Annotated in this window: 15 protein-coding genes and 1 pseudogene; 12 read left to right on the top strand and 4 right to left on the bottom strand. The window is 33.4% G+C overall.

Going from position 1 to position 15,607, the window contains the following annotated elements; genetic code table 11:
* Both ADA55_RS30370 and ADA55_RS07495 read left to right on the top strand, forming a co-directional pair.
* Positions 1-160, top strand: a pseudogene (locus tag ADA55_RS30370) (ATPase, T2SS/T4P/T4SS family); the annotation flags it as partial.
* A gap of 545 nt (positions 161-705) precedes the next feature.
* Positions 706-2,589, top strand: a complete 1,884-nt coding sequence (locus ADA55_RS07495; protein ID WP_048681426.1) for a S8 family peptidase — start codon at positions 706-708, stop codon at positions 2,587-2,589.
* 295 nt (positions 2,590-2,884) lie between these two features.
* On the opposite strand, the gene ADA55_RS27935 is transcribed toward ADA55_RS07495, so the two are convergent.
* The 3 genes from ADA55_RS27935 to ADA55_RS07480 all read right to left on the bottom strand — a co-directional run bounded on the left by ADA55_RS27935 (position 2,885) and on the right by ADA55_RS07480 (position 3,853).
* Positions 2,885-3,265 (bottom strand): helix-turn-helix transcriptional regulator, encoded by a 381-nt coding sequence (locus ADA55_RS27935; RefSeq protein ID WP_226990431.1) that lies wholly within the window; start codon positions 3,263-3,265, stop codon positions 2,885-2,887.
* 179 nt (positions 3,266-3,444) lie between these two features.
* Complete coding sequence (locus ADA55_RS07485) at positions 3,445-3,672, bottom strand: hypothetical protein (RefSeq protein WP_048681421.1); 228 nt, start codon at positions 3,670-3,672, stop codon at positions 3,445-3,447.
* The gene (locus tag ADA55_RS07480; protein WP_048681418.1) at positions 3,662-3,853 is read right to left on the bottom strand and encodes a hypothetical protein; all 192 of its coding nucleotides are present in this window, start codon (positions 3,851-3,853) and stop codon (positions 3,662-3,664) included. The genes ADA55_RS07485 and ADA55_RS07480 overlap by 11 nt, the downstream gene beginning before the upstream one ends.
* Before the next feature lie 1,556 nt (positions 3,854-5,409).
* On the opposite strand from ADA55_RS07480, the gene ADA55_RS07475 reads away from it, so the two are divergent.
* Positions 5,410-5,622, top strand: a complete 213-nt coding sequence (locus ADA55_RS07475) for a hypothetical protein (protein ID WP_048681413.1) — start codon at positions 5,410-5,412, stop codon at positions 5,620-5,622.
* 94 nt (positions 5,623-5,716) lie between these two features.
* Here ADA55_RS07475 and ADA55_RS07470 read toward each other — a convergent pair whose 3' ends face one another.
* Entirely contained in the window at positions 5,717-6,031 is a 315-nt protein-coding gene (locus tag ADA55_RS07470) for a helix-turn-helix domain-containing protein (RefSeq protein WP_048681410.1), read from the bottom strand.
* A gap of 467 nt (positions 6,032-6,498) precedes the next feature.
* On the opposite strand from ADA55_RS07470, the gene ADA55_RS07465 reads away from it, so the two are divergent.
* From ADA55_RS07465 to ADA55_RS07425, 9 genes are all read left to right on the top strand, one after another.
* The gene (locus ADA55_RS07465; protein WP_048681407.1) at positions 6,499-7,179 is read left to right on the top strand and encodes a YveK family protein; all 681 of its coding nucleotides are present in this window, start codon (positions 6,499-6,501) and stop codon (positions 7,177-7,179) included.
* A 38-nt stretch (positions 7,180-7,217) separates the two neighbouring features.
* The gene (locus tag ADA55_RS07460) at positions 7,218-7,895 is read left to right on the top strand and encodes a CpsD/CapB family tyrosine-protein kinase (RefSeq protein ID WP_105718780.1); all 678 of its coding nucleotides are present in this window, start codon (positions 7,218-7,220) and stop codon (positions 7,893-7,895) included.
* 131 nt (positions 7,896-8,026) lie between these two features.
* Positions 8,027-8,791, top strand: coding sequence for a tyrosine-protein phosphatase (locus ADA55_RS07455; protein ID WP_048681397.1), 765 nt, complete (start codon positions 8,027-8,029; stop codon positions 8,789-8,791).
* Positions 8,792-8,895: 104 nt separating this feature from the next.
* Positions 8,896-9,780 carry a UTP--glucose-1-phosphate uridylyltransferase GalU gene (gene galU, locus ADA55_RS07450; protein WP_048681394.1) on the top strand — a complete coding sequence of 295 codons (885 nt, stop codon included), beginning with the start codon at positions 8,896-8,898 and terminating at the stop codon, positions 9,778-9,780.
* A 3-nt stretch (positions 9,781-9,783) separates the two neighbouring features.
* Positions 9,784-10,479, top strand: a complete 696-nt coding sequence (locus ADA55_RS07445) for a sugar transferase (protein ID WP_048681391.1) — start codon at positions 9,784-9,786, stop codon at positions 10,477-10,479.
* Between the two features lie 41 nt (positions 10,480-10,520).
* Positions 10,521-11,651: a glycosyltransferase gene (locus ADA55_RS07440; protein ID WP_048681443.1), complete on the top strand. Its 1,131-nt coding sequence runs from the start codon at positions 10,521-10,523 to the stop codon at positions 11,649-11,651.
* A 60-nt stretch (positions 11,652-11,711) separates the two neighbouring features.
* On the top strand, positions 11,712-12,725 hold the full coding sequence (locus ADA55_RS07435) for a glycosyltransferase family 2 protein (RefSeq protein WP_048681387.1): 1,014 nt from the start codon (positions 11,712-11,714) through the stop codon (positions 12,723-12,725).
* 169 nt (positions 12,726-12,894) lie between these two features.
* Positions 12,895-13,791 carry a beta-1,6-N-acetylglucosaminyltransferase gene (locus tag ADA55_RS07430; protein ID WP_048681384.1) on the top strand — a complete coding sequence of 299 codons (897 nt, stop codon included), beginning with the start codon at positions 12,895-12,897 and terminating at the stop codon, positions 13,789-13,791.
* Positions 13,792-14,029: 238 nt separating this feature from the next.
* Complete coding sequence (locus tag ADA55_RS07425) at positions 14,030-15,109, top strand: polysaccharide pyruvyl transferase family protein (protein WP_048681380.1); 1,080 nt, start codon at positions 14,030-14,032, stop codon at positions 15,107-15,109.
* Positions 15,110-15,607 lie beyond the last annotated feature (498 nt).

Below are 15,607 nucleotides of genomic sequence, written 5' to 3'. Positions count from 1 at the left end.
TGATCGCTCATTTGAAGTTCCTTGCCTCGATGGATATAGGGGAGAAAAGGGGCCCCCAGAGTGGTGCCATCACCATCATTTGGCTAACCAGGTGGTCGGACTCCCACTATCCACTTTACCCACTGTGCATCTCGAAAGTTTGGTCATCCGTTTAATACCCCATCATTACACTCGAAGATTCCATTGAAAATGTATCCGAAACGCAAATTTCTTCAATCTAATAAGGGTGACAGTAAAAAAACATAAAGAATAATTTAGTCTTGTTTTAAAATCCTAGTTTAGGATGAGACCATACGGAACTTCCAGACTGACCGGAGATATTTTCGAGGAAAGACGAGTTTGCCTACAGTTTTTTTGTTTGTAGAACTTGAACCGTTGATTTCCACTCCAGGCACTCACTTTCCGCGGGCGGTCCATGAGCCTCCTCGACGCTTCGCGCCTGCTGGGTCTCCCCTGGCCTCGCATTTCCCGCAGGAGTCTCGTGCCTTCCGTTCCAAACAACTTAGATTGAACCCCATTTTGTCGACAATCTGAGACCGCTTTATAGCGGTTTTTTTGTTGTGTAAATAAGTTAATTTAACTAGATGAAAAGGTTAGTAAAACCTTATCGGACGGTATACAATTTAGTTAGGAATAATAGTAGAATCGGTTCATGATATAACCTCATCGATAGCTATTCTTAATCATATTTTTTGGAGTGATTGTATGCACAAGCTTATTCAGGCCATATTGCCGGTATTATTACTGTTTATGATTCTGCCAATCTACCAGCCAGATGCTTCATCTGCAGAAGGGACGCAGCAATCTGATGGTGTCATCGTCAAGTACAAAGAGACGAGCGATGAGCCGATCAACGAGTTGATAGAAAAGGTGGAGGTTCCTAAAGGGGAATCAACGGATAACCTGATCGAGGAACTTGAAGAACAGAAGGATGTGGAATATGCAGAACCAAACTATCTTTTCAAGAAGATGGAAAGCCCGAACGATCCAGCCTACATAGACCAGTGGCACCATAAAAAGCTTGGTACGGGTGCAGCGTGGACAAAATCAATGGGATCAAAGGAATTGATCGTGGCCATCATTGACGACGGCATCGATCGCAACCACGAAGATTTAAAAGGGAGGATCGTCAATGCCTATGATACGATACGAAATCGGAAGCATATCGTCCCAAAAGGGGAGCATGGAACGCATATCGCTGGCATCATTGCCGGTTCTGCGAACAACGGCATAGGCGGAACGGGTGTTGCCCCGAACGTTAAACTAATGCCAATCAACGTTTTTGATGGAGAATATGCCGATACGGCCGATATCATTGACGCGATACATTATGCCGTTCAGCAAAAGGCAAACATCATCAATATGAGTTTAGGCGACACCAGTTATTCGGAGTCCTTGAACAAGGCCGTCCAGGAAGCCTATAAACAAGGCGTACTGATTGTCGCGGCTGCCGGGAATGAAGGGGATATGGGGAAAAATGTACAGCGTGTGTACCCAGCTGCATTCAGCCACGTCATTTCCGTTGCTGCCACTAATTCAAGTGACAAGCGTCCCAGTTATTCCAACTACCATTCAACAGTCGATATTGCGGCCCCTGGGGATGATATCCTTTCAACCTTGCCAAATGGTAAATACGGTTGGATGAGCGGAACATCGATGGCGACGCCAATGGTGGCGGGTGTAGCGGCATTGATTTGGTCCCATGAGCCTAAGCTCAACAAAACGGAGGTTGAATACCGTCTCTATGATTCAGCCGTGGACCTAGGTACAAAAGGGAAAGACATTTACTATGGAAACGGGCGGGTCAATGCCAAAAAAGCACTGGAAATGAAGACGCTGACCAAACCGTCCGTGACTGCGATATCCGATAAGGACACCAAAATCAATGGGAAAATCCCGGCTGATTTCAAAACGGGGACTGTCTCTATTTATACCGATAAAAAACAACTCGCCACAGTGAAAATCAACGGCGAAAAAACGTTTACAGCGACCATCGCAAAACAAACAGCCGGCACGACCATCTCTACTAGGCTCATCGATAAATCTGGAAATAAAAGTATACCCGTTTCATTTAAAGTGGCAGATAAAACGGCTCCTGCAAGACCGTCCGTAAATACGGTAGGTGACAATACCGTAAAAGTAACCGGCAAAGCGGAAGCAAGCTCTTCCGTCACCGTCAAAACTGGCAGTACGGTTCTAGGCAAAGCAAATTCCAACAGCGCAGGGAATTTCACCGTAACGATGTCAAAAAAACAAAAAGCCGGTAAAGTCCTATCCGTTACAGCAACCGATAAAGCGGGCAATATAAGCTCGATCAAAAACGTGACCGTCGCAGACAAAACAGCACCAAGTAAACCGACGGTCAACACAGTCACGACAAAAACGACAATAGTAACGGGCAAAGCAGAAGCTAACTCCACTGTGTCCATCAAAGCATCAAAAAAAGTGATTGGCTCTGCAACAGCAACGACCAAAGGTACATTCTCGGTTAGAATCCCCAAGCAAAAAGCCGGGAAGAACCTATATATTTATGCCAAAGATAAAGCGAAAAACGTAAGCGAATCAAGAAAAGTAACAGTTAAAAAGTGATAGAAAAACAGGAACAGCCCCCAATAATCTAATTGGGGGCTGTTCTTGTTTCAATTGAAGGGGGGAAACGAAACCGTTTTGGGCAAAAAAATAAGCAATAGTCAAAACAAGATAAGCAGTCGAGGAAAATGAATGTAATGAAGGTGACGCTGCAGCTTCGCAGAAATTCAATAAATCAGATCTTATTGAAAGTGCTATCTTCTTTAAATAAAAAGAAAAATACAAATAAGGTGCTGCCATTACGTAGCACCTCTGCTTTTAAAAAATTATATTAGCTATACAAAATCCAAACCCTTTATTCTTTCTTTGATTGTAACCAGTCTAAAAAGTCATCCCTGAAAACCCTTTTGGACCTTTTTAAACGAATTAAAGGAAAATCGGGATTTCCCATGTATTCATCAGCTGTTCTTTCACTAACATTTAAATAAGCTGCCAAATGCTCTACAGTTAATAATTCTGGTAGTTGTGAAATCTCATCCGTTTCGTTCGTTATTATTTCTTCCCTTCTTTCATGATTTGCGTAATTTATATGCCCTTCTCCCATGCAAACTGCTACTTTCTTAGAACACTTGGGACACGTCAGTGTATCAATTCTATCTTCCATAACAGAAAAACGAGAAACTACGCCAAACAGTGTTGAACAATTCTCACATAAATAAGTATAAACACCTTCCACTTTCAAATTTATCACTCCTTAGACTTATCATTTGTTAAATTAACAAATTCTATAAGGAGCCAATCTGATATGTGGTAGGCTTAAGCGCTTTTCACTGATCATGTTTCTATTTTATTTTAGGTTCTTTTACAAGTGTTTTTGATTTTCTTGATCAACTCACTCAGTTAATTTAGTCCTTATTACGACTGCTCGCTTACTCGCAGGATTTCACCAATATGCTCAAACCACTTTATAGCTGCATCCAAATCAGGTGCAGCGATCCAACATGAGTAATTGCTGTAATGATAATAAAATACCCTTTTAAGGTGAGGGGCAAGCTGTACCGTTTTAGAACAAAAAAAGAAGCAATAGTCAATACTGCTTCTTGGATTACATATATCGACCGCATGAAATTCATTAAATCTCACCCTCTTCAAGCCTCCTATTATACTCAACTTTACTGATTAATCCTTTTGCATTACAGGTAAGACAATCTGTATAAATATCGTAGGCACCTGTACCTGCACAAACATGGCATTTAACATGAGTTTCTGGTATATCCTTATGCATGAATGAAAAAACTTTTCCAATATACTGCAGAATAATCATTCCCAAAACTCCTTTTTTTTCTATAATACAACGAAAAAGAGAGAAGGAAACAGAGAATACAATAACATTACTTAAAACAAATAAAACCATAACATACTTTACAAAGAGTTAAAAAAATGATGGGGATTCGTGTCTAGTATGAATACAGTATAGTTTTTAATGCTCTCAGATTTTGTCTCGACCAAAGCAAAATAAAAAGAGCCCTAGGGCTCTAAAATAAACTATTAATGATCAATTTTAGCCAACCAATAAAAGAAATCCATAACGGTATGCTCAAAGATGTACCAAACAAAAGTCCTTTTAAGAAATTCCCTTCATTTTCACCTACCATATTGAACACACCTCTCAGCTTGGTTTTCTTGTGATAATTATAAATGAAAGCGCTTTCTTTGTATATGAGGCATTTGACGTAATTACTTTACAATTTAATCCTTAAGATAAAGCCGACAAGTTGAATCAGTCAGCTTTCTCGTGAAATTAAAATAGTCTTAAATATTTCTTACAAGGATCTTGATATGATACTGCATTTTATAGCTTTTTCGAAGTAAGACGAACTGTGCCGTCTCAAAAATAGAACTCGACTAAGATGTTAAGCATTACGCAATAAGCCAATAATTTTAATTACAACACCTGCTCATATCACTTAATCCAGTATCCAAATCAAATACAGCTATCCAATGTAAGTAATTGCTCCCCTGATAATAAAATTCCCCTTAAAAGGCGAAGACGGTATTATTACAATGTCGAGAGATGTCGTTATAAATTGGAAGAATATTCTTTGTCGCTGAAAATTTGATAGTTATAATTAATGAGAGAAAAATAACGGAATAAAGTGAAATAGAGTTTAGGTAACAGTATTAAATAAAAATTTTCTATATTTTATAAGACTTCCATGTCAGTCATTAATGTTCAAATATGGGAGGTAAAGATGAGGAAATATGGTTTAATCATTATCGCTGGAATTTGCTTAGCCTAACTGGTTTTAGGCCATATGCATAGGAAAAGCATAAGTCAGGCAGCAGGGGGAGAGGCTAGAGAAGCTGCGGCAAAAGTGAAAGAAAAGGAAAAAGAAGAGAGGGATGCTTTGATTTAAAGTTTGAAACCGGAAAATAATAAACAGCAGCCGTTAATAGATTACCTGCATTATAATTCGCATACGCAAGATAGGGTTAGTGTATCCCTAGTGGGAAGTAATGGTACTTCAGGAACCGGTGCATGTTCTTCCAATAGTTGGGCAGGGCGGTTAGAGAAGAGTCTGCGCGCTGATCGTGATGATTTAGAAACACTAAGTTTCATTAATCAAGAACATGAGGGGGTATTCCACAGAGGATTTGCTGGAGGGTAAGAAAATTAAAGCGGTCATACAAGATGATCCTGATTTAATTATTTTTGAAAATTCGCTGATAAACAATCAATATCAATCACTGAGCTTAGAACAGACAGAAAAAAATTTGGAAAACATCATGACAAAGTTATAGAAAGGGCTGCCGAATGCCAAAATTCTAATCATTTCACCAAACCCTGTCGCAAATGGTAAAACGGAGAATAGTTTAGGTTTGAATTATTTGGATTATATTCACGTTTCCGAACAGATCATCAAAACGAATAAAGGGACTTATATGAATAGTAAAGAAGAGATAGAAAAGAAGCTAAATAAAAAGAATATGAGATTGGCTGATATACTGACTAATGATAATTTCCATCCCAATGACCAAGGGCATTACATATGGTTCGAGGTGATGCAGGAATATTCTAAGTTGAAGAAGTAGTACCATAGTAATATAAGGGGGAAAAGCGGTAATCACTTTTCCCCCTTATATAATTTTTATCCTTGTACCCAAAAGAAAGCGGTATCATAGTTTCTCAATCCTTAAGGAGATCACTTCTATCTTGAATGAATTCGCGCATTTCCTCTTTCGATATTCCTGATCCCATAACATCCTGCATAATTTCCATCCACTCTTCATCCATGCCCTTGTCTGCTTGTTCATTCAACAGAACATCAACTTTAATACAAAGGATTCTAGCGATTTTTTCTAAAACTAATATAGTAGGGTTTGTTTGAAGGTTTCTTTCCAGTGAGCTTATATAGGATTTGGCAACGCCGGATTTTGCGGAGAGTTCACTAATTGACATTTTTCTTTCTTCCCTAAGCGACTTAACTCGGTAACCTATCATATAGACCACACCTAACCATTAATATGAAAACTATATACTCATTTAAACTATCACTTTCAGTGTACACATTTTCCTTTCATTTTTAATGATAACTAGGCACTAAAATACTTGAAAAAATTATATGTATAAACGGATTTTCATGTGTTGGTAGGCATTTAGTTAGGTCTATTTCAAGAAATTATTGTAAACTGATAAATCTAAGAAAGATTGGGAATGGGTGTATTGTTTTATTAAATTTAAGTCGAAAATATTCTGGAAAATGGGTTGAATAGCCGTGATCCATGCAATATTTCAAAATTAGAAATTATTTCCTTTGTATTAATATTTTCTTTTTTGTAAAATTATTTAGGGGTTTGAAAAGTATTCTTTCATTGTAAGTTTCATGTAAATTTACTTGAAAATACATAAATATAGGTAATATTATGGTATAATATAATAGGTCATTTTTAACATATCGGGAGGATAAAATGGAAGAAACTATTAGTATTAAAGATGTTTTTCAAACATTACAGAAACGTTGGAAGTTAATAACGCTACTGACATTAATCGCTGCGTTGATTAGTGGTGCAATATCCTATTTTTTATTAACACCTGTTTACGAATCATCCACACAGATTCTAGTTAATCAGAATCAATCGAAGAACCAAATTGATACAAATCAAATACAATCTAATATTGACATGATCAATACATACAGTGTGATCATAAAAAGCCCTGCTATATTAGAGAAGGTCATTGATGATCTTGAACTAGAACAAAGTGTGGATCAGCTTAGTCAAAAAATTACGATTAACAGCCAAGAAAATTCTCAAGTCTTCTCTTTAACGGTTCAAGATAGTAATCCATCGAAGGCAGTCGAAATTGCAAACGCAGTGTCTGGAACATTCCAAAAGGAAATCAAAGATATAATGAATGTCGACAATGTTAGCATACTTTCGAAGGCAGAAGTAAAGGAAAATCCTACTCCTGTAAAACCATCTCCATTATTGAACATCGCTATTGCGGTGGTAGTTGGGTTGATGGCTGGAATAGGCTTGGCATTCCTACTAGAATACATGGATAATACGATAAGAGACGAGAAGGATATTGAGACGCTCCTTGATTTGCCATTACTTGGATCCATCCAAAATATATCGCAACATAAATAAGGAACCATTCAGTGACATTAAGAAAGGAAGTGGGATTTTTGAGAAGTAAAGATGAAAAACAAGTGAAATTAATTTCGCAGACTAATCCTAAATCGCCTATTACTGAACAATATCGATTAATTAGAACAAACATACAATTCTCTTCAGTGGATAAAGAAATCAAAACCATTGTGGTTACTTCCGCGGAGCCTAATGATGGGAAATCGACTACAGCTGCCAACCTAGCGATTGTGCTGGCTCAAGAAGAGAAAAAAGTATTACTTGTGGATGCGGACTTAAGGAAGCCATCTATTCATTATGCTTTTAAACTTAGTAATATACATGGACTTACTAGCGTATTGACAAAGAAAATGGACTTAAGAAAAACTATCTTGAATTCAAATGTTTCAAATTTAGACATTTTAACAAGTGGACCGATACCACCTAATCCTTCAGAGTTATTAAATTCCAAAGCGATAGAAACAGCTATTAATGAACTAAAAGGTATCTATGATTATATCATTTTTGATACACCGCCAGTTCTTGTAGTAACTGACTCTCAAATTGTAGCTAATAAATGTGATGGCGTGATCATGGTAGTGGCAAGCGGCAAGACAAACAAACAAAGTGCAGTAAAAGCAAAAGAACTTTTAGAAAAAACTAATACGGCATTACTTGGAGTCGTTTTGAATGGAATTGAATCAAGTACCAGCAATTATTATTACTATCAATCCTAAAAAAAATTCGACAAATTAATACTCTATTTAATAGCAGTTATTTATGCTACTATTAACAGGGAATTAATTCCTATTTGATTGCTTAGTGATTAAGCCTATTATCCCATTTATATAAAGGAAGTGTGTGAAATTTGATTGACTTGCATTGTCACATTCTCCCTGGAGTTGATGATGGTTCACCGGATATGCAGGAAAGCATAGTCATGGCAAAGAGTGCGGTAGAAGCAGGGATAACCCACATATTTGCCACACCACATCACTTAAATGAGAGATATGTAAATGTGAAGGATGACATTATTGATTGTGTATTTGAGTTAAATGAGTGCTTACAACAAGAGAATATTCCTCTTTCTGTTCATCCTGGACAAGAATTGAGAATACATCGAGAATTATTTGTTTCACTTGAAAAGGGAGAAGTACTAACGCTTGATAATACCGACAAGTATTTATTGCTAGAACTCCCGTCAGGACATGTGCCTTCATACACGCAAGAACTGATCTATGAGCTTTTGTTAAAAGGGATAACACCAATTATTGTACATCCTGAGAGAAATAAGGAATTGATAGAGAATCATAATCTATTATTTAAATTGGTCCAAGAAGGTGCCTTAACTCAACTTACCTCTGATAGTATTATCGGTCACTTTGGGAAACATGTTAAGTCTTTTTCAAAAAAAATTATTGAACATAATTTGGCTCATTTTATTGCAACAGATGCTCATAATGTAGGCTCTAGGGGGTTCTCCCTTCAACAGGCTTATGAATCAATCACCAAAACATTTGGAATCGAGAGTACATTTTATTTTAAAGAAAATGCTGAACAGCTTATTCAGGAACAAGGTCCCTCTATTGTAAAACCAGTACCGTTTAAAAAGAAGTTCTTGGGGGTTTTTTAGTAATTTAGCCATACAGGAAACGCTTACATTATTATATAATAAATTACGATTATATAAAACTATATATAGGGATTTTGGAAAAAAATTGAAGGGTCTGATATTTAATGAAAAAAGTACGTAAAGCTATTATACCTGCTGCGGGATTAGGAACAAGGTTTTTACCAGCAACTAAAGCAATGCCAAAAGAAATGTTACCAATAGTAGACAAACCGACGATTCAATACATCGTTGAAGAAGCAATTTCTTCAGGTATTGAGGATATAATTATCGTAACTGGTAAAGGTAAACGTTCCATTGAAGATCATTTTGATCACGCTTTTGAACTTGAAAATAATTTAATGGAGAAAAATAAATTTGATTTATTAGAAAAAGTCCAAGCCCCATCTAAAGTAGATATACATTTCATCCGACAAAAAGAGCCAAAAGGATTAGGCCATGCAGTTTGGTGCGCGAGAAAATTCATTGGAAACGAACCTTTTGCTGTTTTATTGGGTGATGATATCGTTCAAGCGGAAACACCTTGCTTAAAACAGTTAATGAATGAATACGATAAAACCTTATCTTCTGTCATTGGTGTGCAATCAGTTCCTGAAGGAGAAACTCATCGCTATGGAATTGTAGATCCAAGCAACCAAACCGGTCGTCGCTATGAGGTACATAACTTTGTAGAAAAGCCAGAAAAAGGAACAGCCCCATCAAATTTAGCGATTATGGGTCGTTATATCTTTACTCCAGAAATATTTATGTTTTTAGAAAAACAAAAGAAAGGAGCAGGCGGTGAAATTCAATTGACAGATGCAATCCAAAAATTAAATGAGATTCAACGTGTGTTTGCCTTTGATTTTGAAGGTAAAAGGTACGATGTAGGGGAGAAGTTAGGGTTTATTCAAACGACAATTGAGTTTGCTCTGAAAGATGAAAATCTTAAAAGTGAAGTAATGGGCTTCCTAGAGAATTTAATTGAAAAACAAAAAATAGACATTAATTGAGATATGGGAGGAGCCAATTTGAAAGCTGTACCTGTTGAGCAGAGAGTAGCTAAGTCTAAACACTTATTAACAGCAAATCAAGTGAATGCAAATCTGACCTATTTAAGAATAAAACGATTGATAGATATCCTGGGATCACTTATAGGGATTATTATCCTTTTACCCGTTTTATTGGTTGTTGCTTTATTAATTAAAATTGAGGATCCAAGAGGGCCAATATTTTTCAAACAAGTTAGAATAGGAAAAAATGAAACTGAATTTCATATGTATAAATTCAGATCAATGGTCTCAAATGCAGAAGAGCAGTTAAAAGAATTACTTGCATTAAATGACGTAACTGGGGCCATGTTTAAAATGAAGGATGACCCAAGGGTAACAAAAATCGGTAAAATCATTCGGAAAACAAGCATTGATGAATTACCACAGTTGTGGAACGTACTAAAGGGTGAAATGAGCTTGGTTGGACCGCGTCCACCACTTCTTAGAGAAGTTAAAGAATATTCACCTTATGATAAACAGAGATTACTTGTAACTCCTGGATGCACTGGATTATGGCAGGTTAGTGGGAGAAGTAATGTTGGTTTTGAAGATATGGTGGAATTAGATTTATACTATATCCAGAAAAAGTCAGTAAGATTAGATCTGAAAATAATCATTAAAACTTTTAGGGTTTTGATAGGAGCAAAGGACGCCTATTGATTTGAGAAAGTAATATAAGACTTGGTGGTGATACTTTGACTATGAAGATTATGCATGTGGGTGAATATATTAAGGGTGGTGTTTATACATATTTATTTGATGTACTTGAGTATCAATCAAAATTTCAGAATGCACTTATTTATCTAGTTGCAAGTGAGTATAAATCTGAAAAAGAGTATCCGGTAGAAGAAGATAACATTTTCTTTTATAAGTATCGTAGAAACCCTTTCTATATGATTTATGCAACTATCTATATTTTTATTTTAATTAAAAAAGTTAAACCAGATATTATTCATGTCCATAGTACTTTTGCCGGATTATTTGTCCGACTACCATACCTACTTCTTCCAAATAAAAACGTTGAAATAATATATTGCTCTCATGGTTGGAGTTTTTTAATGGAAACATCCAATTTTACTAGAAAGCTATATATACAAATTGAAAAAAATTTAAGTAAAGTTACAAATAAGATAATAAATATATCAATGTTTGAACAGATAGAATCTATAAAAGTTGGAATAACTAAAAACAAATCAGTCCTTATTTATAATGGTACAAAGAAAATAAATGATGAGAAATTGTATTCTCCTACTTTAAACAATATTGATAAAACTAAAATAAATATATTATTTGTTGGTAGGTTCGATAGGCAAAAAGGAATTGATATCTTAATTAATTTAATAGAAGATATCAGTAACAAACAAATCCATTTTTATCTAATCGGAGATTCTGTACTTGGTAACAAGCAAAACACGAATTTTAAATTACCAGAAAACGCCACTAAAATTGGGTGGATAAAAAATGAAGAAATAGATGATTACTATCAAAGTGTTGATGCAGTTATTATACCATCTAGGTGGGAAGGTTTTGGGTTAGTAGCTATTGAAGCGATGAAAAATAAAAAGGCTGTAATATCAAGTAATCGGGGAGCTCTTCCAGAATTAATACAGAATGATATTAACGGGTATATCTTTGATATGGATAACTTAAAATCACTTAAATTAATTATTGAAAAGTTAGATAAAAATACTTTAAAAGACTTAGGTGAAAACGGATATACTCGCTATTTGAAATATTTCACATCTGAAAAAATGAATAATGAGATTTTAACGGTCTATAACTCTCTAATTAGTCAAGAAAAAATTATTAAAAAGGATGAAAACCACGCTTAGAATAAAGTTATTAAAAGAAGATATAATATAGATTCATGAATGATAATTTCGAGGTGTATTATGGTTAGTTTAAGTGTAATAATACCTATTTATAATGTTGAGGCATACCTAGGTGATTGCTTAGATTCAGTTGTAAATAGTATGAGACATAGTAATGATATAAATAATATCGAAATAATTTTAGTTAATGATGGGACCAATGATCAATCAGGGGAAATTGCTAAAAGATATTCTGAAAAGTATAATTTTAAATATGTTGAAAAAACAAATGGTGGATTAGCTGACGCTAGGAATTTCGGATTAGAATTTGCTAGATATGAATATGTAGCCTTTATTGATAGCGATGATAAAGTAACGGAAAATTTCTTTTTTGAAATTTTCCTTGCTTTAAAAGACAATCCAGATTTAATAATTTTTGACTGGTATGATTACTTTGAAGATGAAGATAAACTCCAAAAAGTAGTTAAAGGAATGGAGAGCCAAAGATATTTATGGAGTGTACAACCTAGTGCCTGGAATAAAGTATATAGAAGAAGTTATTTTGAAAATATTAAGTTTCCTAAAGGTAAAGTATATGAGGATGTAGGTACTATATATAAAATACTATCTAAAGTAAATGAATATACTTATCTTGACCGTCCATTATATATTTATAGAAAAGGGCGGCAAAATTCGTTGTTAACCACAATTAGTCCGAAAATTAATCACATTTATGATGTATTAGAGGACACTTATGTATATTACGCTAACATTATTAATAAGGATAAAATTATTAAAGAAGGCCTTTGTTATCAATATATTAGACTATTGATGTGGTCTAATATGTATAGACAATTAAAACTATATAGGTTTAAGATGTGGGGATTTTACAAAAAAATGAGATATACTAGGTCATTAATTTACAAAAAGTTTCCTGAATGGAAAAAGTCTGATTTCATCGAACAAAATTCGGATTTTTTCATAGAGAGATTTGGGCAAAATTATATTAATTTAATTGATAATATAGGCAAAAATTTTATATCAACTATATATACGCTATTAATAGTTATAATGAAAAACGTAAAACGTAAATAACTTTTTTTCTCGTACCACGGATAACTTCATTACAACTAGAATTATTGAATTAAAATGTTACATGAGATTACAGAAATAACCCAAGGAAGATTAAACAAAACCGTAGACTACAAACCAATAAATATAGTTGAATTTTTAATCCTTAAACTTACAACACATGGGTGATAATATGCAAATAGTGTATTTAATTATGGCACACAATAACTCGCTTCAATTAAAAAAGCTTGTAGAAAAACTTGATTACAAAAACAATTCTTTCGTAATTCATTTTGATTTAAATGGTAGTGAAATTGAATATAATATATTGCAAGAAATGTTCGGGAATAAAAAAAATGTGTTTTTTTCAAAAAGAAATAAATGTTATTGGGGTGATATAAGTTTGGTTGATGCTACTATAGAATGTCTTAAAGCGGCTTATCAAAACGATATTACTTTTGATTACGCTGTTCTAATTAGCGGTCAACATTATCCAATAATGAAAAATGAGCAGATAGAAAATCATCTCGTAAATGCTAATAATAATAATTTTATGAGCTACTTTAAGATACCTGCTAAAGAATGGGCAAATGAGAATGGCGGGATAGATAGAATTATTTATTATCATTTTAATAAACACCCTAGGAAACGTTTTTCGAAGAAAAGAATCATGTATAAAGGATTTTCTCGATTATTAAAAAAGTTAGGTGTTAGTAGAAAGCCGGTTTTAGACATAAATAAGTTTTACGGAGGCTCGCAATGGTGGTGTTTAACAAACGAAAGCTGTGCTTACATCTTGAGTTTTGTTAAAACTAGAGTGGATGTATACGATTACTTTAAACATGTATTAATTCCAGACGAAATATTTTTCCAAACAATATTATTAAATTCAAAATTTAAAGATAAAATAATAAATAATAATTTAACATATATGGATTGGGGGATTGGCCCAGCTACTAGTCCTATCACTTTAGATGAGACACATTATGATGAACTAAAAAAATCTAAAAATTTATGGGCAAGAAAATTTGATACAGTTAAAAGTGAAAAACTAATAAAACTTTTGGATTGTGAAACTAAAAATAAATAAAAAATTTACAATAATAAAGACAAGATTTCTGACTGGATAACGACTTAAATAGATCTGAACAAATAATAAAAAAGTCTAAATTATTTAATTTTGTACTATTTTTGTGTTTTTAGAAAAAGAAGATATCATTGTGTTTTTTTGTTTAAGTAGAAATAGATGATTTAGAGATAAAAATAATGACATGGAATAATAATTGTAATTGTATTTTACAAAATTAAAAAGGAAAAGGTTTTTTATTATGAATATTTCTCAAAGAAGACAAGTTAAACAATATATAAAATATGGATTCTTAAAAAAAATTAAATTATACTTTAGTAATAATAAAAGCCAGTATAATGAATTGGAACATTTTAAAGATAAGAAAAAAGTTTTTGTAATGCAAACGCCGACTCATGGGAATTTAGGGGATCAAGCTATTGCATATGCACAAAAGCAATTTTTTACAAATAATTTTAAAGACTATGAATATGTAGAAGTGCCTTTCGAAGAAGTCTTTTTAAAAGCCAAAAATATAAGAAAAATCATAAACCCCAGTGACTTAATTGTTATTCATGGTGGGGGAAATATGGGTGACATGTATTTATATGAAGAATTAACTAGAAGATTTATTGTTAATTACTTTAAAAACGTAAAAATTATATCGTTCCCACAAACTATAAGTTTTAGCAATACATTATTTGGTGATTTTGGGTTAAGGGGTACGAAAAAGGTCTATAAAAGTAATGAAAACTTTTTTATTGTTGCTAGAGAAACAAAGTCATATGAAATAATGAAAAAAGAATTTGGAAAAGAGAAAGTAATCTTAACACCAGATATTGTACTTTCTTTAAGCGAAATAGGTGAAAATAATAGAAAAGGGATTGTTACTTGTTTTAGAAATGATATAGAACGAATTATAGATAATAACGTTAAAGAGATTCTTTTAAATGTGATTAAAGAAAAGTATCATAATTTGATAATAACTGATACAGTTGTAAATCATAATATACCTATTAGTAATAGAGACGAAGAGTTGCGGAAAATTTGGAATACTTTTAGAAATGCAGAGGTTGTATTAACGGACCGGTTACATGGGATGATATTTTGCGCTATTACTAGAACACCATGTATTGTCGTAAATAACTTCAATCATAAAATAGAATATAGTTACAAAAATTGGCTAAGTAATTTAGATTATATTAAATTTGTTGATAAATTTGATGTTGAAAATATAATTAACCATATCGAAGATTTAAAGAGAATTAATCTAAATAATAGTTTGAAAAATGAAATCAAATTTGAAGAATTTTCTTCGCTAATAGACTTAATTAATAACTAATATATAATTTTTTTTTGAAGAAACGCAGTATGAATTTCTCCTTTAAATCGTTTTTAACAATATAAGACTTCTTTATTTAGTTGTAAAAGTTTAGAGGAGGGATTTACTGTTTATGTATACAACTTCATTATATATTCCTTTCTATGGTGGGTTGATACTGCTCAAAAAATGGTTTTAAAGAAATTTATATGATAAAATAATGTATAGTTCTATTTGCTCAATTAAGTATTTTTTTCTGAAATTTTAAGGCTCCCCCTATTTATGTTTTTTACCGCTTATAACCTAACTAACAATAGAATCTTTTGAATAAATACCCTTACTTTCTTATTGGGAAGGTATAAATTTTAGGAAAGTCGTATTCATATTGTACCTAAGTTTAATAAAAAACATCGAAAAAAGATGCACTGTGTTTTATTAAGAGAATGGTAATGAAAAATACGGATCCTATTTGGCCTATCACTCAATTTGATAGCCTGCAATTAGTATAAAAAGCGTTAA

It is taken from the genome of Bacillus sp. 220_BSPC (genome assembly GCF_001054655.1).
GTDB lineage: Bacteria > Bacillota > Bacilli > Bacillales > DSM-1321 > Peribacillus > Peribacillus frigoritolerans.
Note: the sequence above shows the minus strand (reverse complement) of the source record. Positions and strands in the feature narration are given on the sequence as shown.

Bases quoted from the DNA above. Each gene is read 5' to 3' on its own strand.
- ADA55_RS07495 (WP_048681426.1), top strand. From the start codon at position 706: ATGCACAAGCTTATTCAGGCCATATTGCCGGTATTATTACTGTTTATG.
- ADA55_RS07480 (WP_048681418.1), bottom strand. From the start codon at position 3,853: ATGATTATTCTGCAGTATATTGGAAAAGTTTTTTCATTCATGCATAAG.
- ADA55_RS07470 (WP_048681410.1), bottom strand. From the start codon at position 6,031: ATGATAGGTTACCGAGTTAAGTCGCTTAGGGAAGAAAGAAAAATGTCA.
- ADA55_RS07465 (WP_048681407.1), top strand. From the start codon at position 6,499: ATGGAAGAAACTATTAGTATTAAAGATGTTTTTCAAACATTACAGAAA.
- galU (WP_048681394.1), top strand. From the start codon at position 8,896: ATGAAAAAAGTACGTAAAGCTATTATACCTGCTGCGGGATTAGGAACA.
- ADA55_RS07445 (WP_048681391.1), top strand. From the start codon at position 9,784: ATGGGAGGAGCCAATTTGAAAGCTGTACCTGTTGAGCAGAGAGTAGCT.
- ADA55_RS07440 (WP_048681443.1), top strand. From the start codon at position 10,521: ATGAAGATTATGCATGTGGGTGAATATATTAAGGGTGGTGTTTATACA.
- ADA55_RS07435 (WP_048681387.1), top strand. From the start codon at position 11,712: ATGGTTAGTTTAAGTGTAATAATACCTATTTATAATGTTGAGGCATAC.
- ADA55_RS07430 (WP_048681384.1), top strand. From the start codon at position 12,895: ATGCAAATAGTGTATTTAATTATGGCACACAATAACTCGCTTCAATTA.
- ADA55_RS07425 (WP_048681380.1), top strand. From the start codon at position 14,030: ATGAATATTTCTCAAAGAAGACAAGTTAAACAATATATAAAATATGGA.